The sequence below is a fragment of the Candidatus Thiodictyon syntrophicum genome, assembly GCF_002813775.1.
Lineage (GTDB): Bacteria > Pseudomonadota > Gammaproteobacteria > Chromatiales > Chromatiaceae > Thiodictyon > Thiodictyon syntrophicum.
This window is the reverse complement of sequence record NZ_CP020370.1, coordinates 4,380,774-4,403,887: the sequence shown is the minus strand read 5'-3', so window position 1 is coordinate 4,403,887 and position 23,114 is coordinate 4,380,774. Positions and strand designations below refer to the sequence as shown.

Here is a 23,114-nt window from a genome sequence, read left to right as displayed (position 1 = left end):
CATGGGCCTGATCGGTATTCTGCTCGGGCTCGCCCTCCTCATCGGGTTTGCCTACCGCGGCTGGAGCGTGCTGCTGCTGGCGCCGGCCGCGGCCATGGTCGCGGCCCTGTTCGCGGGCGAGTCGCCCCTGGCGCACTGGACCCAGACCTTCATGGTCGGCACGGCCGCCTTTGTGGCGCAGTTCTTCCCGATCTTTCTGCTGGGCGCACTGTTCGGCAAGCTGATGGAGGACAGCGGCTCGGTCCAATCCGTCGCGCGCTTTATCGGCGATAGCCTGGGGCCGCGCCGCGCCATCCTGGCGGTGGTGCTGGCCGGGGCCCTGGTGACCTATGGCGGGGTCAGTCTCTTCGTCGCCTTTTTCGTATTGGTACCGATGGCCCAATCACTGTTCCGGGATGCCAACATCCCCCGCACCCTGATGCCGGCGGCGATCGCGCTCGGGACCTCGACCTTCACGATGACCGCGCTCCCGGGTACGCCCGCGGTGCAGAACGCGATCCCCATGCCCTTCTTCGGCACCACGCCCTTCGCCGCCCCCGGTCTGGGCCTGATCGCGGCGGCGATCATACTCCTGTTCGGGCTCTGGTGGCTGGGCCTGGTCGAGCGGCGTGCGCGGCGCGCCGGCATCGGTTACGGCGGCACCCTGGGCCTGGTCCCCGACCGCACCGCGGACGAGGCGGCCGAGGACCCGCTGGTGCGCGGGCGCGCCACGGTCGCCGGCACCTTCGATCCGGCGGAGATCCACCAGGGTGAGGTCACCCCGCGGCCGCCCTCGGCCTTCGTCGCCTTCCTGCCGCTCCTGGTGGTGATCGCGGTCAATCTGGCGATGAGTCTCCTGATCCTGCCCAACCTGGATCTGAGCTACCTGGCCCTGGATCAGTGGGGCAATTCATCCCCGGCGGCGGTCAGCGGGATCTGGTCGGTGATCGTGGCGCTCGCGAGCGCCATCCTGGTCCTGCGCGCGCTCAACTGGAAGCGTCTGCCGCGGCTGCGCGAAAGTGTGGATGCGGGCCTCAATGCCTCGGTCCTGCCGGTGGTGAGCGTCGCCTGCCTGGTCGGCTTCGGCACCGTGGTCGCGGCCCTGCCGGCCTTCGAGATGGTGCGCACCTGGGTGCTGGGGATCGAGGGTGGACCCCTGGTGTCGCTGGCGGTCTCCACCAATGTGCTGGCGGCCCTCACCGGTTCCGCCTCGGGCGGTCTCACCATCGCCCTGGAGGCGCTCGGCTCGACCTATATGCAGCTCGCCGCGGAACTGGGCATCGACCCGGCCCTGATGCACCGGGTGGCGGTGATCGGCGCCGGCACCCTGGACAGCCTGCCGCACAACGGCGCCGTGGTCACCCTGTTGGCGGTCTGCGGCGCGACTCACAAGGAGAGCTATTTCGATATGGTGATGGTCGCCATCGTCGGGGCCATCGTCGCGTTGGTGGGGGTTATCGTGTTGGGGACCCTGTTCGGGTCGTTTTGAGCTACTCCTTGTGCTTGGCCTTTACCCCCAGGTAGAGGCTGAGCGCGGCGATGATCAGGGCAAGTGCGGAGCCGAAGGCAAGGATGTTCTGCTCCCCGTCCCAGGCCACCGCCTCGCGCAGGAACAGGACCGCCAGCACGGCGATGACGACACTGACCAGGTTGGCCTTGACCGCCTCCAGGTCCGCGACCGTTAACCAGCGCGGAAAGGGCAGGGTATCGTCGATGAACAGGGCGTAGAGACTGATGCTGATCATGTAGATGGCGATGCCGATCAGAAAGATATCGACCACCTCAATGAGCCCCACGGCCAGGGTCTTGGCATCCTTGGGGGAGATGGTGCCCTTATGAATGAGGTCGAGCAGGGTCGTGACCAGGGCGAGCGTCTCGTAGATCATGAGCCCGACCGCGGCAATGAAGGTGCCGATGATGGGGAGCAGGACGATGTAGCGGGTCGCGGCGAGTAGTCGGCGTATCATAGTCGCTCTTTTTTGGCTGAAACAGTGGATAAGGTTAAACGAAAATGACCGCTTCTGCGCTGGTTCGGGGTACCGCCTTCTTCGGCTGCTGGCTCCTGCTCACCCATTTCGGCACCGGCGCCGACCTGGCCGCCGATCTTCTGGTGGGCCTCGCGTCCGCCGCCGCGGCGGCCTGGGTGAGCCTGCGCCTGCTGCCGTCGGCGCCGGGGCGGGTGCGCTACGGTGCCCTGGGCCGGCTCCTCTGGCGCTTCCTGTGGCAGTCCATCGTCGCCGGGATCGATGTGGCGCGGCGCGCCTTCGCCCCGCGCCTATCGCTGCAACCGGGCTATCTGGTCTTTCCGGTGCGGATTCCGCAAGGGCCGGGGCGCGCACTCTTCGGGGCCTTCACCAGCCTGGTGCCGGGCACCTTGCCGGTCGGGGCCGGGCTGACGGCCGACGGGCGCGCGGCCCTGGTCTATCACTGTCTCGATCTGCGCCAGCCGGTGGCCGCGGGTCTGGCCCGGGACCAGGCGCTCATGATCGAGGCCTATGGCGAGGACGAGACCGATGACTGAGTTTCTGCTGGGCGCCGCCCTGTTCGTGCTGGGGACCGTGGCCCTGGGCCTGATCCGCATCCTGCGCGGCCCGAACGACGCCGACCGGATGCTGGCGGCCCAGTTGCTCGGCACCGGCGGGGTGGCGGTGCTGCTGTTGCTGGGGGTGGCGAGCGGGCTGGGCGCGGTCGGCGATCTGGCCCTGATGCTGGCCCTGCTGGCGGCCTTCGCTTCGGTCGCCTTCGTGACCGGGGTCGCCCGGCCGCAGCACCAGCCGAAGCCGGTCAGGGACCCGGACCCGCTGCCGCGGGGGGACCAGGCATGAGCCTCGCGCTGAGCGTTTTCACCATCGTTTGCGTGTTCCTGGGCGCCGTCTTCTTCCTCGCCGGCACCCTGGGGCTGCTGCGCTTTCCCGATACCCTGACGCGCCTGCACGCCCTGACCAAGGCGGACAACCTGGGCCTGGGTCTGGTGGTGCTGGGGCTGCTGCCCCAGGTGGACTGGCCGCTGGGCGCGCTCAAGCTGATCGCGGTCTGGCTGCTCGCGCTGCTGGCCGGGGCGACGGTCGGGCAGGTGCTGGGCGGCGCCGTGCGGCCGCCGCCGGTGTCCGGCGCCGGGGAGTCGACGCCATGAGCATGAGCCTGGGACTGGTCGCCGACAGTTTTCTTGCCCTGCTCATCCTGGGCCTGGCCGTCTGGACCATCGCCGTGCGGGGGACCTACGCCGCGGTGGTCGGCTTCGTCGCCTATGGGCTCCTGGTCGCCCTGATCTGGGTGCGTCTGGCCGCCGTGGACGTGGCCCTGACCGAGGCCGCGCTGGGCAGCGGACTCATGGGCCTGCTGCTGCTGCGGGCCGTCGCGTGCCTGCCGCCGGACGCCCCCGCCCCCGCGTCCGGCCGGGTTGGGCGGGTGGCGCTGCGGGTGGTCGTCGGCGTCCTGTGTGCCGGGTTGACGGCCGTGCTGGCCGCCGTCGTGCTGCAACTGCCCGAACCCGCCCCGTCGCTCGCCGCCGCGGCGGCGCAGGCGCTGCCGACGACCGGGCTCGGCAATCCGGTCACCGGCGTGCTGATCGCCTATCGTGCCATCGACACCCTGCTGGAGGCGGTGGTCCTGGTGCTGGCCCTGATCGGACTCTGGTCCCTGGCCGCGGATGGCGCCTGGGGCGGGCGGCCGGGGGCACTGCGGACCCGGGAGCCGGGGGCGGCCCTGGTCCTGCTGGCGCAACTCCTGCCCCCGGTGGGCATCCTGGTGGGTATTCATCTGTTCTGGACCGGGGCCAATCACCCCGGCGGGGCCTTCCAGGGCGGCGCCGTCCTGGCTGCCATGTGGGCCATCGTCCTGGTCGCCGGGCTCGCCGCGGCACCGCGGGTGGACGGGCGCCGGCTGCGCCTGGTCCTGGTGGTCGGGCCGGCACTCTTCTTTGCCATCGGGCTTGCCGGGATCTGGTGGGCGGACGCCTTCCTGGGGTACCCGGCGGACTGGGCCAAGCCGCTGATCCTGGTCATTGAGGCCGCGCTCACCCTGTCGATCGCTGCGGCCCTGGGGCTGCTGCTGGCAGGTCCGCCTGCGTCCGAACCCGGCCCGGGGGGCCAAGCATGAGTGCGACGACCATCTTCGGGGTCTGCGCCGCCGCCCTGGTGGGGCTCGGCCTGTACGGGCTCATCTGTCATCGCGGCGTGCTGCGCAAGATCATCGCCTTCAATGTGATGGGCAGCGGGGTCTTTCTGTTGTTTGGGGTCATCGCGCGGCGCGGCGGTCTGGTGGTTGCGGGGGCCGGCCCCACCGCCGATCCGGTTCCCCAGGCCATCGTCATCACCGGGCTGGTGGTCGCCTTCGCGGCCACGGTCCTCGCGGTCGCGCTCCTGTTGCGGCTGGCGCAGGCGACCGGTCAGACTACGCTGGATACCCCCGCGCCGCCGCCCGCCCCGACGGGGGATCGCTGATGCAGACCGCCGTGATCCTGTCGGACCTGGCTGCCCTCGCGGCGGCGCACGGGGGCGACCTGCTGGTGCTCGCGCTGGCGCTGCCGGCCCTGGCGCTCCTGCCGGCCTTTGCCCTGGGCGGTCGGTGGGCCGGGCGTATCGCCCTGCTGACCTTGCCGCTGGGGCTCGGGGTCGCGGTCGCCATCGCCGCCGCCGTGCAACACGGCGGCGTGCCCATCGCGTATCACCTGGGGGGCTGGGCGCCGCCGCTGGGCGTGGCCCTGCGCGCGGACGGGCTCTCGGCCACCCTGCTGCTCACCACCGCGGTGGTCCTGTGCGCCGTGGGCCTCTTTGCGCGGGCGGACTTCAAGGTCCCCGCCGGGAGCCGGGAGACCCGCTCGCCGCTCGTCTTCTGGACCCTGCTGCTCGGGGTCTGGACGGGGTTGAACGGGGTCTTTCTGGGTCAGGATCTCTTCAGCCTCTATGTCGCCCTGGAGTTGGTGAGCTTCTCCGCGGTGCCCCTCGTGTGTCTGAGCGGACGCCCGGAGACCCTGGCCGCGGCCCTGCGCTATCTGCTCTTTGCCCTCTTCGGCGCCGTCCTCTTCGTGCTCGCCGCGGCCCTGTTCTACGGTACCTATGGCACGCTCGATATCGGCCTGCTGGCGCGGCACCTGGCGGGTGCGGACCCGGTCCCGCCGGCCGTGCTCGCCGCCGCCGTCCTGATGACCCTGGGGCTGCTCGCCAAGACGGCACTCTTCCCGCTGCAGGTCTGGCTGCCGCCGGCCCATGCGGGCGCGCCGGCCGCGGGCAGCGCGGTGCTCTCGGCGCTGGTCGTGAAGGCGTCCTTCTTCGTCATCCTGCGGCTCTGGTTCGATTGCCTGCCCGCCGGCGTGACCCAGCCGGCAGCGCCGGTCCTCGCCGGTCTGGGGGTGGCGGCGATCCTGTTCGGCGGCGTCCAGGCCCTGCGGCAGGTCCGGCTCAAGATGCTGGTCGCCTACTCCACGGTGGCCCAGATCGGCTATCTGTTCCTGGTCTTCCCGCTGGCGCTCGGCGCCGCCGCACTGCCGGCCGGGGGCGCGGCCCAGGCCGCCGGTGCGCTGACCGGCGGGATGCTGCAACTGGTCTCCCACGCGCTGGCCAAGGCCGCCATGTTCATGGCCGCCGGCCTGATCGCGGTGGCCCTGGGTCACGACCGCATCCGCGAACTCGGCGGCAGCGCGCGTGCCCTGCCGCTTACGGTCTTCGCCTTCGCCCTGGCCGGGCTGTCGCTCGCGGGGTTGCAGCCGAGCGGCGGCTATGTCGCCAAGACCCTGCTCACGGCGGCGGCGGATGCGACCGGGCAATGGTGGTCGGCGTTCGCGCTGCAGGTCGGCGGGGTGCTGACGGGCGCTTATCTGCTGTGGGTGCTGTTCAATGCGCTCGTGGGCTTCCGGGCGCCGCCGACGCTGCTCAAGCGCCCGCGGCGCTATCAGGAGCTGGCGGTGCTGGCGCTCGCTTTGGGCGCCTTGGTGCTCGGGCTGGTGCCGGCGTCCTCGTTCGAGTTGGTGACGGTCGGGCGGGGCGGTTTGGTCGGATTTCCCTGATGCTTGGCCTGGCGGCTCGGACTTTGGGCGTAGCGGGGTCTTGGTCAACCTTTGCGGGTCGGCGGCGTTTGGTCCGCACAGCGGACCCTACGGGACTGGCGTTCGAGGCTTTACCGTGAAAGTCAGGCCGGGACCCGGTGGGAGCGGCTTCAGCCGCGACCTGACCTCGCACGCTGCCGCGCCTCGCCGCGGCTGAAGCCGCTCCCACACCGTCGCCGCGCTTATTCACCCGTCCGGCTTGGGGTTGCCTGCCCGCATCAGGCCGCCCGCAGCGGGGCAATGTCCTCGGCGGCCAGTGCGGGCGCATCGATACTCGCGAGGACTGCGTTGAGGTCCGCGATCGTGACCTTTGCCGGCGCCGTTATTTCAATACCGATCGGCTTTCCCGCTTCCGTATAATCGACGATCATTCCAACCCCGGCCTTTGCCGTGCGCCGGCTGCGGTCGCCGGGAGAGCGGGACAGATACAGATAGGCCGCCAAGGGGCGGCCGTGGCGAAAGGTCACTTCGAGATAGGGCCATTTCATGTAATTCACCCTGAGATTGGATACGCTGTAATCACAACAAGCAGTCGCTCGATCGGATCCGGCTCGACGATGACCTCCCAGCGTTGCAGGCGGTGGCGGGTCAGGATGACCCAGCGTTCTTCCACCACGTCTTTCCGGTACGCTTTGGCGCGTTGCAGCATCTCCCGGAGGTCGACCTCGCTGAAATCCCGGTCCTCCATACGCTTGAGCAGGTGAGGCGTGAGGTCGATATCCCACTCCCACCAGTCCGGCCAAGGGCGCGTTCGCACCATTTTTCGACTCCCGAATTCTCGTCTCCCGAAGCGCTGGCGGCGCGACGGAGAAAACGCCCCATATCGAGGCTCACCTTTGCCTCAGTGTCCGCGCTACCAGTGAAGATCGACCGGCACCTATGCCGCTTGCAATAGGAACTCGACCTTCAGTCCGCCCCAAGGCCGCGGCGGCGGCCTGTTGCAGTGCCCGAACCTTATCGGCGGGCCAGCCGTGGATGTTAGGAATCACTTCAAGCACCTCGGGCAGGGCTGGATGAACGAACGACCAGACGACGTTATCTTACGGGTGCGGTATTTCTCGGCGACACAGATTGGGTCGGCCCAGCGGGCGTGGGCGAGGGTGGTGCCGCGGGTGCTGTCAGGAGACCTCAGGTCGTTGGTCATCGCGGGTGGGTCCTTTAAGGGTTTGGTCTGCGATGGGATGCCTTGAGCCCTGAACCGACGCCGGGCGGCCTTCTCCGCGGGTCGGGGCCAAGGTGCCTTAGGGCTGTCTGGTCGGCATTATCCCCGGGGCGAAGCTCAGTGTCACTGCGCGGAGGGTGCGATCCAGACCGTACTCCGGCCAGGCGCCCTTGCGGTAACCCGTCGCGGCCGGGGGGCCGCTCCTACGGCGTAGGAGCGGCCCCCCGGCCGCGACGGCGATCTAAAAGGTCCGCAGGAAAAAAGGAATCACCAGCGCATTCACCAGGTCGATGAAGAAGGCGGAGACCAGGGGTACGATGATGAAGGCGCGGTGGGAGGGGCCGAAGCATTGGGCCACCGCCGCCATATTCGCCATGGCCGTCGGGGTCGAGCCGAGCGAGACGCCGCCGAAGCCGGCGCAGACGACTGCCGCGTCATAGTCGCGGCCCATGACCGGGAACAGGATGAAGAGCGTGACGGTCACCGCCAGTACGAATTGGGCGGCCAGGATGGTGAGGACGGGCCAGGCCAGGTCGATCAGGGTCCAGAGCTGCATGCTCATCAGGGACATCGCCAGAAAGGTGCCGAGGGCCACATCGGCGATCAGGGCAATCGCCGGGGTCCGGGTGGGCCAGGGCATCCCGCTCAGGGTCGGCAGGTTCTTCGGGGTCAGATTGGTGATGAGGATGCCGGCGAAGAGGCAGGTGACAAAGAGCGGCAGTTTGAGCCCCAGGTCGGCGACGACGCCATTGAGCAGGAACCCCACGATGACACAGATGTGGATCGCCAGGATGGCACCCAGAAAGTCCAGGTGATCGAGGCCGGTCTTTTTCTGGGTCTCGGACAGGCCGATGTCCTGGACCTCCTCGACCAATTGTGGGGCGGGCGTCAGCCCGTGGCGTTTGATCAGGAACTTGGCGATCGGGCCGCCCATGACGCTGGCCAGGATCAGGCCCAGGGTGGCGCTGGCGATACCGATCTCCATCGCGTTGCTGATGCCGTATTGGGCGGCGATTAAGGGCGCCCAGGCGATCGTGGTCCCGTGGCCGCCGATCAGTGACACGGTCCCGCCGGTGATCCCGACCGCCGCCGGCAGGCCAAACAGGGCCGCCACCCCGATGCCGGTGAAGTTCTGCGCAAACATGAAGGCGATGGTGACGGTCAGCAGGATCAAGAGCGGCCGGCCGCCGGCGAGCAGGTCGCGCGCGCTGGCATTGATGCCGATGGTGGTGAAGAAATAGACGAGCAGGATGTCGCGCGCCTGCAGGTCGAACGTCACCGCGACCCCGGAGGCGAAATAGAACACCCCGAACAGGACGGAGAACAGCAGGCCGCCGGTGACCGGTTCCGGTATGCTGAACTCGCGCAGGATCCCCACCTTGTCGTTCAGGCGTTTGCCGATGAACAGCACAATGATGCCGATGGTCACGGCGAGGAATGATGCGATGCGCAGAACGCCGTCTTGAAACTCCATGAGAACTCCTGATGAGGATGGGCGAATGGCGCCGGGGTCCGCCCGGCGGCACGGCGGCAATGTTGCCTGGGTTGCGTGGGAGCCAGGATACCTGGTTTGCGGGATGATCGGCAGGGGGTGTCCGGGGTCCCAGGGGCGCGGCCCCGGGCGCTATACTACGCGGGCACCGGTAGTTGGGCCTTGATCATGACTCCGGCCAGCGGCGCTCGGTCCGCACAGCGGACCCTACGGTAAGCCCGCGCTCCGTAGGGTCCGCTGTGCGGACCAGCGGCCTCGCGGTGAGCCCGGTGGCCGGAATGATGACCACGGCCGGTAGTTGGCACCTGGTGCGCGACGAGGCCTTGATCGTCCTACCGGCCACTGGAGGTCGAGGCTTACCGAAAGAGTCGCGCAGCGACGCTGTGGGAGCTGTCTCAGCCGCAACGGGCCGCGCGGGGAACGCGGCGTCGGCGTTCGCCGCGGTGAAGCATCGCGGCCGCAGTCCGCTCCCACAAGGAATTTTCAGGTTCCGGGGTGACGGACGAGCCGTCACGGCCGTCAGCCGCTCCGGCGTGAAGGCGCCACTGATTTCCCATGGATATCTCGGGAGCCGCCACCGGCAAAAGCCTCGACCTCCGGTTTCTGGACGAGCCGCCACTGGCCGGAGCGATGATCAAGACCTGCGACGGCGGCCAGGCTGGACGACTGCCGGTAACGACCACCTAAAAAACCTAAAGAGGACCTATCTGAAATGACCTATTGTGTGGGACTCCTGCTCGACGAGGGCATGGTGATGGCGGCCGACTCCCGCACCAACGCGGGGGTCGACTACATCTCGACCTACAGCAAGCTGCACGTCTTGCAGCCCGCGCCCGACCGGCTGTTCGTGCTGATGGTCGCCGGGAGCCTGGCGACCACGCGGGAGGTCCTGGACCGTATCGGCCGGGATCTGGATCAGGCCATCAATCCCCGGCCCAGTCCCTTCCAACAGGCGCCCCTGGTGACGCTCCTCAATGTCAATTATCTCTTCGAGGCGGCGACCTACATCGGCCAGGTGAGTCAGGCGGTGCAAAACGAGCACGGTCCGGCCCTGCGTCAGGCGGGTGTCAGTGCCGAGGCGAGCTTTATCCTGGGCGGCCAGATTGCGGGTCAGGCCCACGGGTTGTTCCTGATCTATCCCCAGGGCAATGCCATCGCCGCCACGCCCGAGACACCCTATCTGCAGATCGGCGAGAGCAAGTACGGAAAGCCCGCGCTGGATCGTATCGTCCACCCGGGGCTCTCGCTCGCCGATGGGGCGCGCATCTGTCTGGTTTCGCTGGTCGGGACCGCGCGCTCCAATCTGTCGGTCGGGCCGCCGTTCGAGGTGGCGATCTGTCCGCGCGATCAGCTCGCGCCCTCCCATCTGCTCAAGCTGCCGGCGGGATCGCCGGATCTGGCGGCACTCAGCCGGAGTTGGGACGAGAGCCTGTCCCAAGCCTTCTTCGCGCTCCCGCGCTTCAGTTGGGAACCGGGTAATCCCCAGTCCTAGCCACAGTCCATCAAGGAATGCTGTTGGCGTCGTTGTCGTTGTCGTAATCGTGGCGCCCCGGATTCTCTTGCACCCCCAATTGCAGCGATTCTCCGATTACGACAACGACAACGACAACGATTGTATCTGAGTTATCTTTGACGCTTTACCTTATGCCAATGTCTGACTGTATCTCCACCGGCCGCCTGGCCGCCCCCGCCGAGGTCGCGCGCCTGGTAGCCGCGGCTCAGGCCCGCTTCAAGTCGAATGACGAGGGGCGGGTCGCCGATTATATCCCGGCGCTCGCGCAGGTCCCGGGCCAGCTCTTTGGGATTTGTCTCGCCGGGGTCTCCGGCAACTGCTTCACGGCCGGCGATGCAGACTACGGGTTCACGCTTCAGAGCATCTCCAAGCCCTTCGTCTTCGCCCTGATCTGTCAGGCCATCGGCGATGAAGAGGCACGGCAGCGCCTGGGTGTCAACAGTACCGGTCTGCCATTCAACTCGGTCATCGCCGTGGAGCGCGGCGACGACGGGATGACCAATCCCATGGTGAATGCCGGCGCCATCGCGACCACCAGCCTGGCGCCCGGCGCGACGGCCGAGGCCCAGTGGCAGTTCATTCAGGACGGCTTGTCGCGCTTCGCCGGGCGGGCGCTGCTGATCGATGACGCGGTCTACCAATCGGAGGCCGCCGCCAACCAGCGTAACACGGGCATCGCCAAGCTGTTGCAGAGCTACGATCGGATCTATTCCGACCCGGTCGAGGCCACGGACATCTATACCCGGCAGTGCTCGTTGCGCGTGACCACCCGCGATCTGGCCGTCATGGCGGCCACCTTGGCCAACGGCGGGGTGAACCCGGTGACCGGCGAGCCGGTGATCGCGCCCGACCTCTGCCGCCGCATCCTCGCCGTCATGGTCACCGCCGGGCTCTATGAGCATTCCGGCGACTGGCTCTATGACACCGGGTTGCCCGGCAAGAGCGGGGTGAGCGGCGGACTGATCACGGTCGCCCCCGGCAAGGGCGGCCTGGCGACCTTCGCACCCCTGCTCGATGCCGCCGGCAACAGCATAAAGGGCCAACTGACGGCTCGATTCCTATCCGAACAACTGGGCCTGAATCTGTTTGCCTCACGGCCGTGCCAGGCAGGTCAATGCGGGCCTTAGATCATCAGTCCGGCCGATGGTCCACAAAAAGCGGTTTAGCCGCAAATGAACGCAAATGGACGCAAATAATCAGAGACTTGGCCTTTTCTGCATGTTCGCCGTCCGGGTGACGACGGTGATGATGCTAAACCAGCGGGCTTATTTGCGCTTATTTGCGTTCATTTGCGGCCAAATACTCTTTTTGGGATAGTCGTCCGATCCGTCGTTATCCGTCACTGATTCCCGATCCACATGACCCTGTCTCTCAACAAACCCAAGCTCGACAATCTCGCCTCCGACATCTGGAAATCCGCCGAGCGCCTGCGCGGCAAGTTCAGATCCTACGAATACCAGAGCGTCATCCTGCCCATCATCGTCATCCGCCGGCTGGAGTGCGTGCTGATCGACTGGCGGGCGCAGAAGGCCGCCGAGGTGCTGAAGAATCGCCCCACCCTGACCGAGAAAGAGGTTGCCAAGTGGGTCAAGGGGTTGGAACTGAACCCCCAGCAATGCCCGTTCTCCAATCGCACCGACTGGACGCTACGCTCGGTCTACGAGGAGGATCACGCGCTGCTGGAGGACAACTTCCGTGCCTACATCAACGGCTTCTCGCGTAACGTCGAGGATATCATCGAGCACTTCAATTATCGCGCCACCATCGGCCTGATGGTGAAGTACAACCGGTTGGCGCCGATCCTCAACCAGTACAAGGAACTTGCGCTGGGCCCCGGCGAACTCTCCGGGCTAGAGATGGGCTACATCTACGAGGAACTGCTGCGGCGCTTCTCGGAGCAGAGCGGTGACGAGGCCGGGGAGCACTTCACGCCGCGCGAGGTCATCCGCCTGATGGTCGAGTTGCTCGATATCCCCATCCCGGACCGGCACCTCTCGATCTACGACCCCGCCAGCGGAACGGGCGGTATGTTGTCGGTGGCGAAGGAGCACCTGTTGGAGCGCGCCGCGACGCCGGATGAAAGGGCACGGGTCGAGCAATTCGTCACCGTTCACGGGCAGGAACTCTCACCCACCAACTACGCCGTCTGCCAGGCCGACCTGCTCATCAAGAACGACCGGCAGGCAACGGTCCGCCTCGGCAACTCGCTGATCCCGGACGACCCCTACAGCAGGGAGCCGGGCGACCAGTGGCCGGAGACCAAGTGGCGCTTCCACCGGATGCTGAGCAATCCGCCCTTCGGCGTTACCTGGGGCGGGAAGGACGGTTATGAGAAGGAGGCCCGCAGGTTGGAGCGGACCCGCTATAAGGCCGGGATGCCGCGTGTGAACGACGGCGCCCTGCTCTTTCTGCAAACCATGCTGGCCAAGATGGCGCCCGTCGCGCAGGGCGGCAGCCGCATCGCGATCATCTTCAATGGCTCGCCGCTGTCCAATGGCGACTGCGGCAGCGGGGAGAGTGATATCCGCCGCTGGATCCTGGAGCACGACTGGCTCGACGCGATCGTCATGCTGCCCGACCAACTCTTCTACAACACGGGGATCTTCACCTACGTCTGGCTGCTGCGCAACGACAAGCCGGCCAGCCACCAGGGGCGCGTGATGCTGATCGACGCCCGCGGCCAGTGCGAGAAGGAGCCCAAGTCATTCGGCAACAAACGCAACCGCATCACGGATGCCCACCGCGCCTGGATCGAGACGCGCTATCGCGACGGCTGGGCCGAGGGCTATGCCGATGAGCAGGTCAAGGTCTTCGCGCGCGAGGCCTTCGCCTATCATAAGGTCAGTGTCGTCTTCTGGCAGACCGATGAGCGGGACCAGCCGGCCGTCCTCACCGAGCCTTACCTGAAGACCTTCAGTGCCGCGAACCTCAAGAAGGAACAGGAGTTCCACGCCAGCGACCTGAGCTTTCGCGTGCAGTTGAAGGTGCAGGGCGAGGAGAAGACGGTCGCGTTCACCGTCACGCCCAAGGACAACGCCGCCAGGAAGCTCAAGGAGGCCCTGGCCGGCGCCGACGAGACCCTGGCCGTAGAGTGGACCCACCGGCACTATGTGCAGGACGACGAATACATCCCGCACGGCGAGGACATCGCCGCCTTTCTCACGCGCGAGATCGCCAAGCCGATCATCCGCTGGGAGGAGACGAGGAAGGACGGCAAGCCCATCCTCGGCTACGAGATCCTGCCGAACAAATATTTCTACCGCTATCAGCCGCCCAGGCCCGCGCAGGACCTGCTGGCCGAGTTCTGGCGGCTGGAGAAGGAGGCTGAGAAAATGTTGGAGGGACTTGCCCGATGAAAGAGTCTGCCGCCACTACCCTAGCCATCAGCGCCGACTACCGTCAGTTTGTCGAGGAACTGAAGGCCCGGGTCATCGGTGCCCGCATTTCCGCCGCGCGTGCCGTGACCCATAACGCCATCCTGCTCTATTGGGACATCGGCCGGGGGATCGTGGAGAAGCAGAGGACGCACGGCTGGGGCGACTCAGTCGTTGAAGTGGTCGCCGCGGATCTGCGGCGGGCCTTCCCCGGGATCAGAGGCTTCTCGGCCAATAATCTGTGGCTGATGCGCCAGTTCTATTCGGAATATTCTGCCGCTGGATTTCTTGAACAGCTTGTGCAAGAAACTGCGGAAGCGACGCGCGTGGGTCCCGGACAGCCGACTCCAAACAGGTTGCCGAGCGACCGCTCCGGCGTGCCGCTCCAGCCGTCCGAAGTTCTTGAACAGCTTGTTCAAGAAGTTCTGCCCGCGGTCCCCTGGGGCCACCACGTCGAGATCGTCAAGAAGGTCAAGGCCCCCGCCGCCCGCCTTTGGTATCTGCGCGCCACCGCCCGCTTCGGGTGGTCGCGCAATGTGCTGCTCAATCAGATCAAGGCCAGCGCCTTCGAGCGCGCAGTGACCGAGAAGAAGACCCACAATTTCGAGCTCGCCCTACCGGAACACTTCGCGGAACAGGCCGATGAGATGCTCAAGAGTTCCTACAGCCTCGATTTCCTTGGCCTGCGCCGCGTCGTGAAGGAGCGCGAACTCGAGGACCGCCTCATCTCCCGACTGCAATCCTTCCTCCTCGAACTCGGTTACGGCTTCTGCTTCATCGGGCGCCAACACCGCATCGCACTGGGCACGAAAGAGTATTTCATCGACTTGCTGTTCTACCATCGCTTCCTCAAATCGCTCGTCGCCTTCGATCTCAAGGTCGGCGCCTTTGAGCCGGAGCACGCGGGGAAGATGGATTTCTACCTCAACCTGCTCAACGACAAGGAGCGCGGCCCTGGGGATCAGCCCTCGATCGGGATCATCCTCTGCGCGGAAAAGGACGATGTGGAGGTCGAGTATGCACTGCGTACTAAGGGCAATCCCATCGGTGTCGCTGTCTATGAATTGCAGTCGAAGCTGCCGGGCGAATTGGATGGCAAGTTGCCCACTGCCAAACAACTCGCTGACGTGGTACGGGTGGAAATGGAGGGCAGCAAGTGAACGCGGTACCCAAAGACTGGATCTTCGATCGACTCAAGGATGTGTCGGCTGTCAATATGGCTTCGTTACCTGCCGACACGGACGCGGACTACGAGTTTGATTATCTCGAAATCTCGAATGTGAATTACCACGGCATCGTCGATCCGTCGGCCATCTAACGACTTCGCTATGAGGATGCGCCCTCGCGGGCACGGCGGCGTTTACGTGAAGGGTGCACGACGATTTCATCCGTCAGGCCAAATCTGCAAGCGGTCGCGTTCATCGCAAATGCACCGGGCGACTTAGTTTGTTCCACTGGCTTCAATGTCGTTCAACCGGTTGCGCACAAGCTCTTACCGAAATTTGCTTATTATTCACTCCTGGCGGACGGCGCACGGCAATACTTCGAGGCGACCGCGAAAGGCGTCGGTTATCCAGCCGTTGACGACAAGGATTTTCAGTGCTTCATCGTTTCGCTTCCGCCGCTGCCGGAGCAACAGCGTATCGCCGCCTATCTGGATGCGAGTTGCGCGGCGATTGACGCGGCGGTCGCCGCCAAGTGCCGCCAATTCGAAACCCTCAACGCTCTTCGCAAATCCATCATCCAACGGGCGGTGACACGAGGCATCTTCGAGGGTGTCGGGCTGGAACCAACCGGCAACGCCTGGATGGCACAGGTTCCCAGCGGATGGAAACTCGTGTGCCTCAAACGTATCGCTGCAATTCAGGGCGGCCTCACCCTTGGCAAGCAATACGAAGGTCCGCTGATTGAGCGGCCATACTTGCGTGTCGGGAACGTTCAGGATGGATATCTTGACTTGAACGACGTTTCCGTAATCGAACTTCCAGCCAGTGTGACCTCGGGTGTGGAGCTTCGCGCCGGTGATGTCTTGATGACGGAAGGCGGTGACCTGGATAAACTTGGCCGGGGCCATGTATGGAACGGAGAGATTCCGGGATGTCTGCACCAAAACCACATCTTCGCAGTGCGCTGTTTCCCGCATAAATTGAAGCCGATGTTCCTCGCGTATCTCACCGCCTCGGGCTATGGGCGCGATTACTTCGAGGCGACGGGCAAGAAGACAACCAATCTGGCGTCCACGAACGCGACCAAGGTTGGGGAGTTTCCAATCCCGTTACCCTGTCTGGCGGAACAAGAGGCGATCTGCTCCTACCTGAAGAAAAATCTCGGTGAGGTAAAGCGTATTGTCACCGGCATCGAAACCCAAATCGCCACCCTAACCGCCTACCGCAAGTCCCTCATCCACGAATGCTTCACCGGCCAGCGGCGGATCACGGACGCCGACCTCAACCGGGTCCAAGCCCATGGCTAGAAAGAGGAAGCCTCCGGAGCTGACCTTTCAGCAGCACATCGCCGATTACCTGGTCCGCGAGCACCGCTATGCCGTGCTGGACCAGTCGGACATCACGGACACCGAGCACTTCATCGCCGAGGCCGAGCTCTGGGCCTTCCTCGAAGCCACCCAGGCCGACCAACTCAAAAAGCTAACGGATGATTACGGCACGGACGCGCGGGAGGAGGTCTTCAAGGCGCTGCGCAAGGAACTGGAGCACCGGCTAGGGTGTTCAATCTGACCTAAAAAGGCGCCGAAAAGTCGATGCAAGAAGCGTGTTGCCTGGAAGGCCCGGCGGTCGGTTCTGTGCTTGGGGGAGTACGATGACGCGTGCGCCACTTTCTCATGCCAAGCCGTTGACAAACGACGAACGCTTGATCAGTCTACTGGCGCGGTGATCTGACCGCCTTGCCGGAGCACGCACGACGTGATGAATGCATTCAAGAGCCCAGCGAGCCGTCTGGCCAACCTGTTCCAGCGATCACGTGATGCCTGGAAGGCGAAAGCGTTGGAGCGGCAGCAGCGCCTGCGGGCCGCGGAGGTCAAGATTCGGGATCTGGAGCACAGCCGCGCGCAGTGGAAGGCGCGTGCGCTAAAGGCGGAGCGTGCGCGAACGGGAGCCGAAGAGGCCGCGGCGCCGGCGGATGACGAACCAGCGGATGAGCCACCACACCTTGCGCTGTCCCCGCCGGTCGGCCATCACTATTCGGTCATGGTCATGCAGTTAACCATGCGGCTGTATCTGCACGCGGGGCTCGGCAGCCGCGGGGTGGCGCGGGTATTGAATCTGTTCGGCGCGTCACTCCCGGTGGCGGCGCCAGCCCACACCACCGTGCTCAACTGGGTCTATCGCTGCGGTCTCGCGATTCTCAATCGCCAACCGCAATGGCGCACGGATTGGATCTACGTCGCCGACCATACGATCGCCTTGGGGGCGTCCAAGTGCCTCGTCATCCTGGGTATTCCGGTGAGTGCACTGGCCCAGAGCGGTTACAGCCCGTGTCACGGCGCCATGCAGGTGCTGGCCGTGGAGATCACAACACACAGCACGGGAGCGTGGGTCGCACAAGTGCTCAGGCGCGTTGCGCAACGCACCGGTCCACCAGTCCAGATCGTTGCCGACCACGGCAGCGACCTGCACAAGGGCATCGCCTTGTTTCAGGAGCACGCCACTGCCTGCGTCTATACTTATGATATATCGCATCTTATTGCGACGCGGCTCAAGGCCGAGATGGGCCGAGATGCGCGCTGGGAGTCCTTGCTGGCGCACTGTCGCCGCGCGTGGTCGTCCTTGCAGCAGACCGATCTCGCCTTCTTGCTGCCGCCTCGGCAGCGCATCAAGGCGCGTTTTATGAATCTGGATGTCCATGTGCGGTGGGCACAACGCGTCCTCGCCTACCATGATCGCGGCGACTTCAGCGCGATCCGCGCGCAATACGTCCTGAAGTGGCCGGCATGGGAGCACCTGTGCGCGCGGTTCGGCGCCGCCCGGGCGCACCCATTGCGGGCCATCGTCGGCATTCGCTATCCCGACCGGGCGGCTTTTTGCCAGGCACTGCAGACACACTCAGACCTCGAGAGTGATACGCTCGACGATGTGTTCTGGCAGCAAGCGGACGCCGGGTACAGTCGCTTCCTTGACGGCTTTGCCTGGCTACTGTCCTACCGGGATGACCTGGTGGATTACGCGCAAATGATGGCGCAATCCAAGCTGATTCAGTCGCATCTCAAATCCACGGGTCTTCAGCAGGGCTCCCAAGAATCACTCCAGGCCACGCTGCCACCGCCGTCAACGCTCACCCCACGGGCGGCGGCCTTTACCCAACAGATTCTCGCGAAGGTCGCATTGGAATCCGCCAAGATCCCGACTGATAGTGTCTGGCTGGCCTCCTCCGATATCATCGAATCGGTCTTCGGGAAATACAAATGCTTCACCACCAGGGGGCCGCTCAAGGAGATCGGTAAGCTGGTGCTTGCGATTCCTGCCTTCATCGCCGACCTGGCGACTCCGTTGATTCAGGAGGCGATGGAATCGGTGCGTACTATTGATGTCGAGCAGTGGGCGACAACGCACCTCGGTGCGTCGATGCTGGCCCGGCGTCGGCGTGCTCTCATTGATTTTGTGTCAAACACGAAAACTGCATGAATTTAATTTGCGATATAGGTGAGATATTGAACACCCTAAGCACCGGCCGCTGTGGTTGCTCTTCCGCCAGGGCCTCAAGGTGCGCGGCCTGGATTTCCACCTCTACTATCCGAAGCCGCGCTCCGCGGCGAGCGCCGCCGCCGACCAGTACGCCAAGAGCCGCATCAGCTTCCGCCCGCACTTCTATTTCGGCGACGCGACCCAGGAAATCGATTTCGTCATCTACCTCAACGGCCTGCCCATTGTCGCGCTGGAGCTGAAGCATGAGCGCAATGAGAACGTGCATGACGCGGTAGCCCAGTTCACCAAGCGCGACCACAGTCACAGGATCTTCCGGCATCCCTTCCTCTATCTCGCTGCCGACACCAGCGACGTGATGGCCGCCACCGACCCGCGCAAGGAAGAGAACTTCCGCTGGCACAACATGGGGCTGACCAATACGCCGACGGATGCCGACGAGTATCCGGTCGCGTACCTCTACCGCGAGGTCCTGTCGCAGGAGCACCTGCTGGAGGCGCTTTCGTTCTCCCTCATCCGCGTCCCCGAGCGGGAAGCCGAGGACGACAGGCCGGCGCGGCCGGCCTGCACCATCTTCCCGCGCTATCACCAAAGCCGTCTGGTGCGGCGGGTGGCGCAGGACATCGGCGCCCACTTCGCCGCGACCGGCGATATCGGCAAGAAGTATCTGGCTGAGCATTCGGCCGGCGGCGGCAAGACGGTCTCCATCTGCTGGCTGGCCGACCGGCTGCACAGCCTGTTCAAGGCCGGCACCAACGAGAAGTTGGTGGATATCACCTTCATCCTCACGGACCGCAAGTCGCTCGATACGAATATCCGCGAGGACATGGACAAGTTCACCCACCTGCAGGCGGTGGTGGGCATCGTGCGGAAGGCCGATGACCTGCCGCGCTTCCTCAAGGAGCGTAAATCCATCATCGTCACCACCCAGCAGAAGTTTGCCTGGGTCTTGGATGAGATCCAGAACAACCCGGCATTGAAGACGCTGCGGGTCGCCTTTCTGATCGACGAGGCGCACCGCTCGCAGGAGGGCCAACTGGGCGCGGCCATCCGCCTGCCGTTCCGCACGCCGGGGGCGCCGGACGGCGAGGCGCCCGAGGAGGACCCCGAGGAGCGGATTGCCCGGGTGATCCGCGAGCACGACTGCAATCAGTTGTTCGTCGCCTTCACCGCCACGCCGGCACCGGCGACCGTCTCCATGTTCGGCAAGCCCTTCGACCGCTACACCGAGGCGGAGGCCATCGCCGAGGGCTACATCGTGGACGTGGCCGCCGGCATCATCTCCTACAAGACGCTCTATCACCTGCATTGCCCCGTGGTGCCGCCGGACGAGGAGCGGCTCTACCCCAAGGGCGTGGTGTTGAAGGCGCTGCAGAACCTGGCCTTTCAGGACGACGGGCTGATCCAATACAAGGCGGAGGTGATGCTGCGCCTCTTCGAGAAGGACGTGGCGCCGCTCATCGGCGGACGCGCCAAGGCGATGATCGTCACCGCCTCAAGGGTGGCGGGGCTGCGGTATTTCACTATCATCAAAGAGAAGCTCAAGGAGCGCGGCGCCGGCTACCAGGTGCTCTATGCCTTCTCTGACTTCGTCCACCCGGAGACGAACGCGGCCATCAGCGAGCACGCGGTGAATGGGTTGCAGACGGGTGAGCTGATCGAGGACCGCTTCGAGGGTGACGACTACCGGCTCATGGTGGTGGCGAGCAAGTTCCAGACCGGTTTCGATCAGCCGCTGCTCGCCGGCATGTTCCTCGACAAGCCGGTGCTGGGGCGCACCGCGGTGCAGACGGTCTCGCGACTGAACCGCTGCCATCCGGGCAAGCGGGACGTGGTGGTCGTGGATTTTACCAACAACGCCAGGCAAATCCTGACGGTGTTCGCCAGTTATCGGACCGGCACGCCGTTCGAGCCGCAGGAGCCGGATCAGCAAACCTGCCTCATTCTGCACGCTGAGATCCTCGCGGCGGGGGTCTTCACCCAGAAGGACGCGGGCGACCTGCTGAGCCTGATCGAGCGCGGGACCGATGCGCAGGTGCAATTCCAGGTGAATTCCCTTCGTACCCGCTTCCAGGCGAGGCTCACCGAGTGGGAGGGGCGCAAGGCGTTCGTCGCCCTGCTGGCCCGCTTCGTGAAGAACTTCCATTTCCTCACCTGCTTTTTCAGCTATCCGGCGGCGGTGGGTGAGTTCGCCACCTTTGCCGAGTATGTCGGCCCGCAACTCGTGAAGGCGGGGGCCGTCTCGGAACTGATGAAACAGATTCGCGCCACCCTGGTCACCAAGGCGGCGGTGCAGTATCAGGGTGTGACGACCAGCGGCGGGCCGGTCAGGCTGAAGTCGGGCAAAGGGGCGGGTGGTGCAGGCCCGGTGCCGGTCAAGGTATCGGTGCAGGACGTGATTGCGCAGATCCGCGCGACCTTCGATATCACGGACGAGGAGGCGCTCTATATCAAACAGGTGACGGAGGAAAAAATCGCCGACCCGGTGATCCGCACCACGGTCCAGGCGCACCGCGGGAATGTCATCTATCTCGAAGGCGCCTATCGCGGTCAGGTTAACGGCGAGATCCAGTCGGCCTACAACGCCCACGGACGTTACGAAGAACTCACCGACCAAAAGTACACCGACACCGGCGGTATCTTCGATATCATGGCGATGACGGTCATTCAGACCCATTTGTCCCTGGCGGCCTGAGGCCATGGGCAAGACCATCCACGAGATCCCGCCGGCCGAGCGTCCACGCGAGAAACTGCTACGCAAGGGGGCCAGGGCATTGAGTGACCAGGAACTACTCGCCGTGCTCCTCGGCCAGGGCACGCCGGGCCTGGACGTGATGGCGCTGGCCGCCAAGCTGGCGCGGCTCATCGACCAGAAGGGACTGGACGTAAGGGCAGAGGACTTGCAGCAGTTCGCGGGTGTGGGTGATGCCAAGGCGACCCTGATCCTCGCGGCCATCGAGTTCGCCCGGCGGCGCATCAAACCGGAGGGTTCCAGGATCGAAACCCCGGCCGACCTGTTGCCGCACATCCACCAGTATGCCGACCGCAAGCAGGAGCATTTCCTCTGTGCGAGCATCAACGGCGCGAATGAGATCCTGAATATCCGGGTGGTGTCGATCGGGCTGATCGACCGCAGTCCCGTGCATCCGCGCGAGGTCTTCGCCGATGCACTCGCCGACCGCGCGTCCGCGGTCATCGTCGCCCACAATCACCCGAGCGGCGGGCTTGAACCGTCACCGGGCGATACTGCCGTTACCGCGCAACTCAAGGCCGCCGGCGCCATCCTCGGCATCGAACTGCTGGACCACATCATTTTCAATCGGACCGGGTATTAAAGCTTCCTGGAGGCGGGAACGCTGTAGCGAGTCCGCGACGCGCGCGCGTGATCGTACGGAACGCGGGCTTACCGTAGGGTCCGCTGTGCGGACCGATCGCCGCCGGCCGCATTGATGATCAAGGCCCTTCTGGCTCCCACGCTCCAGCGTGGGAGCAAGTGCGGGCGCTCCGCGTCCATTGCCAAGACCGGAGGCGGAGCGCCCGCCCGGCATTCCCACGCGGAGCGTGGGAACGAGACCCACACGTAGCCTGGGAACGAGAATGGGTTATGCGCCACGCGCGGCTCCGATTCGCCGGCTTGGGGCGGCGGGCCGGCAAGTTGCCGACGCTCCGGCCCGCGGCTTCGCCGCGACCGCGGCGAATTCTTGTGCAGTCTCAATGGGGTGCGGCGCTCCCGGGGGGCTCCCGGCGGGTAGGTCGGGTTGGACATGCGGCGATCCGCGGCGATGTCTGACGTTTTTCAATGCGGGGTCAGGGCTCCGATCGCTACACTGATTCATGCCCAACCTTCGGGGGACCGATCCGCAGATGCCTAATGCAACCACCACGGCTGAATCCAGTTCTGCCCGATCCGGCGCCGGCCCGGGCGGCGGGAACGACAATGACGCGGAGGCGCGCTTTAAACACCTTCCCATCACGCTCTTCGCCATCGTCATGGGGTTGAGCGGGCTGGCCATCGCCCTGGAAAAGGCCTATCACCTGTTCGGCGGTTCGCCGCTGTGGTTTCGCGCGCCCCTGATTTTCTCGACCGGCCTCTTCGGCGTGCTGGTCTATTTCTATGGGCGCAAGTGGATGCGGTATCCCGAGGTCGTCGCCGCGGATTTTTTCCATCCGGTGCGGATGCATTTCTTTCCCACCGTCTCCATCTCGCTGCTGATCCTGAGCATTGGCTATTACAGCTATCTCCCGGTGCTGGCCGTGCCGCTCTGGTTCCTGGGCGCCGGGCTGCAGGCGGGCCTGACCTTTTTCATCTTCAGCTACTGGATCAGGCACAACTTCGAGATCCAGCACGCCAATCCCGCCTGGTTCATCCCGATCGTCGGTAACATCATCATCCCGATCGTCGGCGTGGACATCGTCGGGAACCAGGTGGCGATGTTCTTTTTCGTCGTTGGCCTGTTTTTCTGGGTCATCCTCTTTGCGATCGTCCTGTACCGCATCATCTTTCATCATCAGCTTCCCGATAAGTTCGTGCCGACCCTCTTTATTCTCATCGCCCCGCCGGCGGTGGGCTTCATTTCCTATCTGCGCATCACGCAGAATGTCGATGTCATCGCACTGGCCTTGCTCTTCATCGGCTACTTCTTCACCATCCTGGTGTTCTTAATGGCGAACAGCTTCTGGCGGCTCAAGTTTTTCGTCTCCTGGTGGGCCTTTACCTTCCCGCTCGATGCAATCACGATCGCCTCGCTGGCGGCCTATCAGGCCACGCGCGAGCCGTTCTATGCGGTCGTCTCCATTCTGCTCTTGACGATCACCGTCGTCGTGATCGGGATCGTCTCCGTCGAAACCCTAAAGCAAGTTCGCCGTGGCGCAATTTGCGTACCAGAGGCATGA

General features: G+C 65.0%; 23 protein-coding genes. 19 read left to right on the top strand and 4 right to left on the bottom strand.

Features of this window, described 5'->3' with window-relative positions:
- The first annotated feature begins 1 nt into the window (after position 1).
- Positions 2 to 1,468, top strand: a complete 1,467-nt coding sequence (locus THSYN_RS18490; protein ID WP_100920420.1) for a GntP family permease — start codon at positions 2 to 4, stop codon at positions 1,466 to 1,468.
- Position 1,469: 1 nt separating this feature from the next.
- Here THSYN_RS18490 and THSYN_RS18485 read toward each other — a convergent pair whose 3' ends face one another.
- The gene (locus tag THSYN_RS18485) at positions 1,470 to 1,946 is read right to left on the bottom strand and encodes a YqhA family protein (protein ID WP_100920419.1); all 477 of its coding nucleotides are present in this window, start codon (positions 1,944 to 1,946) and stop codon (positions 1,470 to 1,472) included.
- A 44-nt stretch (positions 1,947 to 1,990) separates the two neighbouring features.
- Between THSYN_RS18485 and THSYN_RS18480 the strand changes: the two genes are divergently transcribed.
- The 6 genes from THSYN_RS18480 to THSYN_RS18455 are packed head-to-tail and all read left to right on the top strand — an operon-like array spanning position 1,991 to position 5,983.
- Positions 1,991 to 2,500 (top strand): Na+/H+ antiporter subunit E, encoded by a 510-nt coding sequence (locus THSYN_RS18480; protein WP_100920418.1) that lies wholly within the window; start codon positions 1,991 to 1,993, stop codon positions 2,498 to 2,500.
- Positions 2,493 to 2,804 (top strand): MrpF/PhaF family protein, encoded by a 312-nt coding sequence (locus tag THSYN_RS18475; protein WP_100920417.1) that lies wholly within the window; start codon positions 2,493 to 2,495, stop codon positions 2,802 to 2,804. Before THSYN_RS18480 ends, THSYN_RS18475 begins: the two co-directional genes overlap by 8 nt.
- Positions 2,801 to 3,112 (top strand): monovalent cation/H(+) antiporter subunit G, encoded by a 312-nt coding sequence (locus tag THSYN_RS18470; RefSeq protein ID WP_100920416.1) that lies wholly within the window; start codon positions 2,801 to 2,803, stop codon positions 3,110 to 3,112. Before THSYN_RS18475 ends, THSYN_RS18470 begins: the two co-directional genes overlap by 4 nt.
- Entirely contained in the window at positions 3,109 to 4,077 is a 969-nt protein-coding gene (locus THSYN_RS18465; protein WP_236848609.1) for a Na(+)/H(+) antiporter subunit B, read from the top strand. Before THSYN_RS18470 ends, THSYN_RS18465 begins: the two co-directional genes overlap by 4 nt.
- Complete coding sequence (locus tag THSYN_RS18460; protein ID WP_100920415.1) at positions 4,074 to 4,421, top strand: NADH-quinone oxidoreductase subunit K; 348 nt, start codon at positions 4,074 to 4,076, stop codon at positions 4,419 to 4,421. The genes THSYN_RS18465 and THSYN_RS18460 overlap by 4 nt, the downstream gene beginning before the upstream one ends.
- Positions 4,421 to 5,983 carry a complex I subunit 5 family protein gene (locus THSYN_RS18455; protein ID WP_100920414.1) on the top strand — a complete coding sequence of 521 codons (1,563 nt, stop codon included), beginning with the start codon at positions 4,421 to 4,423 and terminating at the stop codon, positions 5,981 to 5,983. Before THSYN_RS18460 ends, THSYN_RS18455 begins: the two co-directional genes overlap by 1 nt.
- A 257-nt stretch (positions 5,984 to 6,240) precedes the next feature.
- Here THSYN_RS18455 and THSYN_RS18450 read toward each other — a convergent pair whose 3' ends face one another.
- The 3 genes from THSYN_RS18450 to gltS all read right to left on the bottom strand — a co-directional run bounded on the left by THSYN_RS18450 (position 6,241) and on the right by gltS (position 8,658).
- Positions 6,241 to 6,510 (bottom strand): DUF2283 domain-containing protein, encoded by a 270-nt coding sequence (locus tag THSYN_RS18450; RefSeq protein ID WP_100920413.1) that lies wholly within the window; start codon positions 6,508 to 6,510, stop codon positions 6,241 to 6,243.
- 5 nt (positions 6,511 to 6,515) lie between these two features.
- Positions 6,516 to 6,782, bottom strand: a complete 267-nt coding sequence (locus THSYN_RS18445; protein ID WP_100920412.1) for a DUF4258 domain-containing protein — start codon at positions 6,780 to 6,782, stop codon at positions 6,516 to 6,518.
- Between the two features lie 643 nt (positions 6,783 to 7,425).
- Positions 7,426 to 8,658: a sodium/glutamate symporter gene (gltS, locus tag THSYN_RS18435; RefSeq protein WP_100920410.1), complete on the bottom strand. Its 1,233-nt coding sequence runs from the start codon at positions 8,656 to 8,658 to the stop codon at positions 7,426 to 7,428.
- A gap of 573 nt (positions 8,659 to 9,231) precedes the next feature.
- Here gltS and THSYN_RS36725 point away from each other — a divergent pair.
- The 12 genes from THSYN_RS36725 to THSYN_RS18380 all read left to right on the top strand — a co-directional run bounded on the left by THSYN_RS36725 (position 9,232) and on the right by THSYN_RS18380 (position 23,114).
- Positions 9,232 to 9,363: a hypothetical protein gene (locus THSYN_RS36725; protein ID WP_257791191.1), complete on the top strand. Its 132-nt coding sequence runs from the start codon at positions 9,232 to 9,234 to the stop codon at positions 9,361 to 9,363.
- 25 nt (positions 9,364 to 9,388) lie between these two features.
- Positions 9,389 to 10,168: a proteasome-type protease gene (locus tag THSYN_RS18430; protein WP_100920409.1), complete on the top strand. Its 780-nt coding sequence runs from the start codon at positions 9,389 to 9,391 to the stop codon at positions 10,166 to 10,168.
- A 152-nt stretch (positions 10,169 to 10,320) separates the two neighbouring features.
- Positions 10,321 to 11,316, top strand: a complete 996-nt coding sequence (glsA, locus tag THSYN_RS18425; protein ID WP_100920408.1) for a glutaminase A — start codon at positions 10,321 to 10,323, stop codon at positions 11,314 to 11,316.
- 231 nt (positions 11,317 to 11,547) lie between these two features.
- Positions 11,548 to 13,545 carry a type I restriction-modification system subunit M gene (locus THSYN_RS18420; protein ID WP_100920407.1) on the top strand — a complete coding sequence of 666 codons (1,998 nt, stop codon included), beginning with the start codon at positions 11,548 to 11,550 and terminating at the stop codon, positions 13,543 to 13,545.
- Complete coding sequence (locus THSYN_RS18415) at positions 13,542 to 14,723, top strand: PDDEXK nuclease domain-containing protein (protein ID WP_100920406.1); 1,182 nt, start codon at positions 13,542 to 13,544, stop codon at positions 14,721 to 14,723. The genes THSYN_RS18420 and THSYN_RS18415 overlap by 4 nt, the downstream gene beginning before the upstream one ends.
- Positions 14,720 to 14,881, top strand: coding sequence for a hypothetical protein (locus THSYN_RS34080; protein WP_157817772.1), 162 nt, complete (start codon positions 14,720 to 14,722; stop codon positions 14,879 to 14,881). The genes THSYN_RS18415 and THSYN_RS34080 overlap by 4 nt, the downstream gene beginning before the upstream one ends.
- A 63-nt stretch (positions 14,882 to 14,944) precedes the next feature.
- Complete coding sequence (locus THSYN_RS37360; protein ID WP_418219943.1) at positions 14,945 to 16,036, top strand: restriction endonuclease subunit S; 1,092 nt, start codon at positions 14,945 to 14,947, stop codon at positions 16,034 to 16,036.
- Positions 16,029 to 16,298 (top strand): hypothetical protein, encoded by a 270-nt coding sequence (locus THSYN_RS18400; RefSeq protein ID WP_100920404.1) that lies wholly within the window; start codon positions 16,029 to 16,031, stop codon positions 16,296 to 16,298. The genes THSYN_RS37360 and THSYN_RS18400 overlap by 8 nt, the downstream gene beginning before the upstream one ends.
- Positions 16,299 to 16,487: 189 nt before the next feature.
- Positions 16,488 to 18,203 carry a hypothetical protein gene (locus tag THSYN_RS18395; protein WP_100919993.1) on the top strand — a complete coding sequence of 572 codons (1,716 nt, stop codon included), beginning with the start codon at positions 16,488 to 16,490 and terminating at the stop codon, positions 18,201 to 18,203.
- 55 nt (positions 18,204 to 18,258) lie between these two features.
- A complete protein-coding gene (locus tag THSYN_RS18390; RefSeq protein ID WP_236848607.1) occupies positions 18,259 to 20,916 on the top strand; it encodes a DEAD/DEAH box helicase family protein in 2,658 nt (885 codons plus the stop codon).
- A gap of 4 nt (positions 20,917 to 20,920) precedes the next feature.
- On the top strand, positions 20,921 to 21,556 hold the full coding sequence (radC, locus tag THSYN_RS18385) for a RadC family protein (RefSeq protein ID WP_100920403.1): 636 nt from the start codon (positions 20,921 to 20,923) through the stop codon (positions 21,554 to 21,556).
- Between the two features lie 529 nt (positions 21,557 to 22,085).
- Positions 22,086 to 23,114, top strand: coding sequence for an SLAC1 anion channel family protein (locus tag THSYN_RS18380; RefSeq protein WP_100922486.1), 1,029 nt, complete (start codon positions 22,086 to 22,088; stop codon positions 23,112 to 23,114).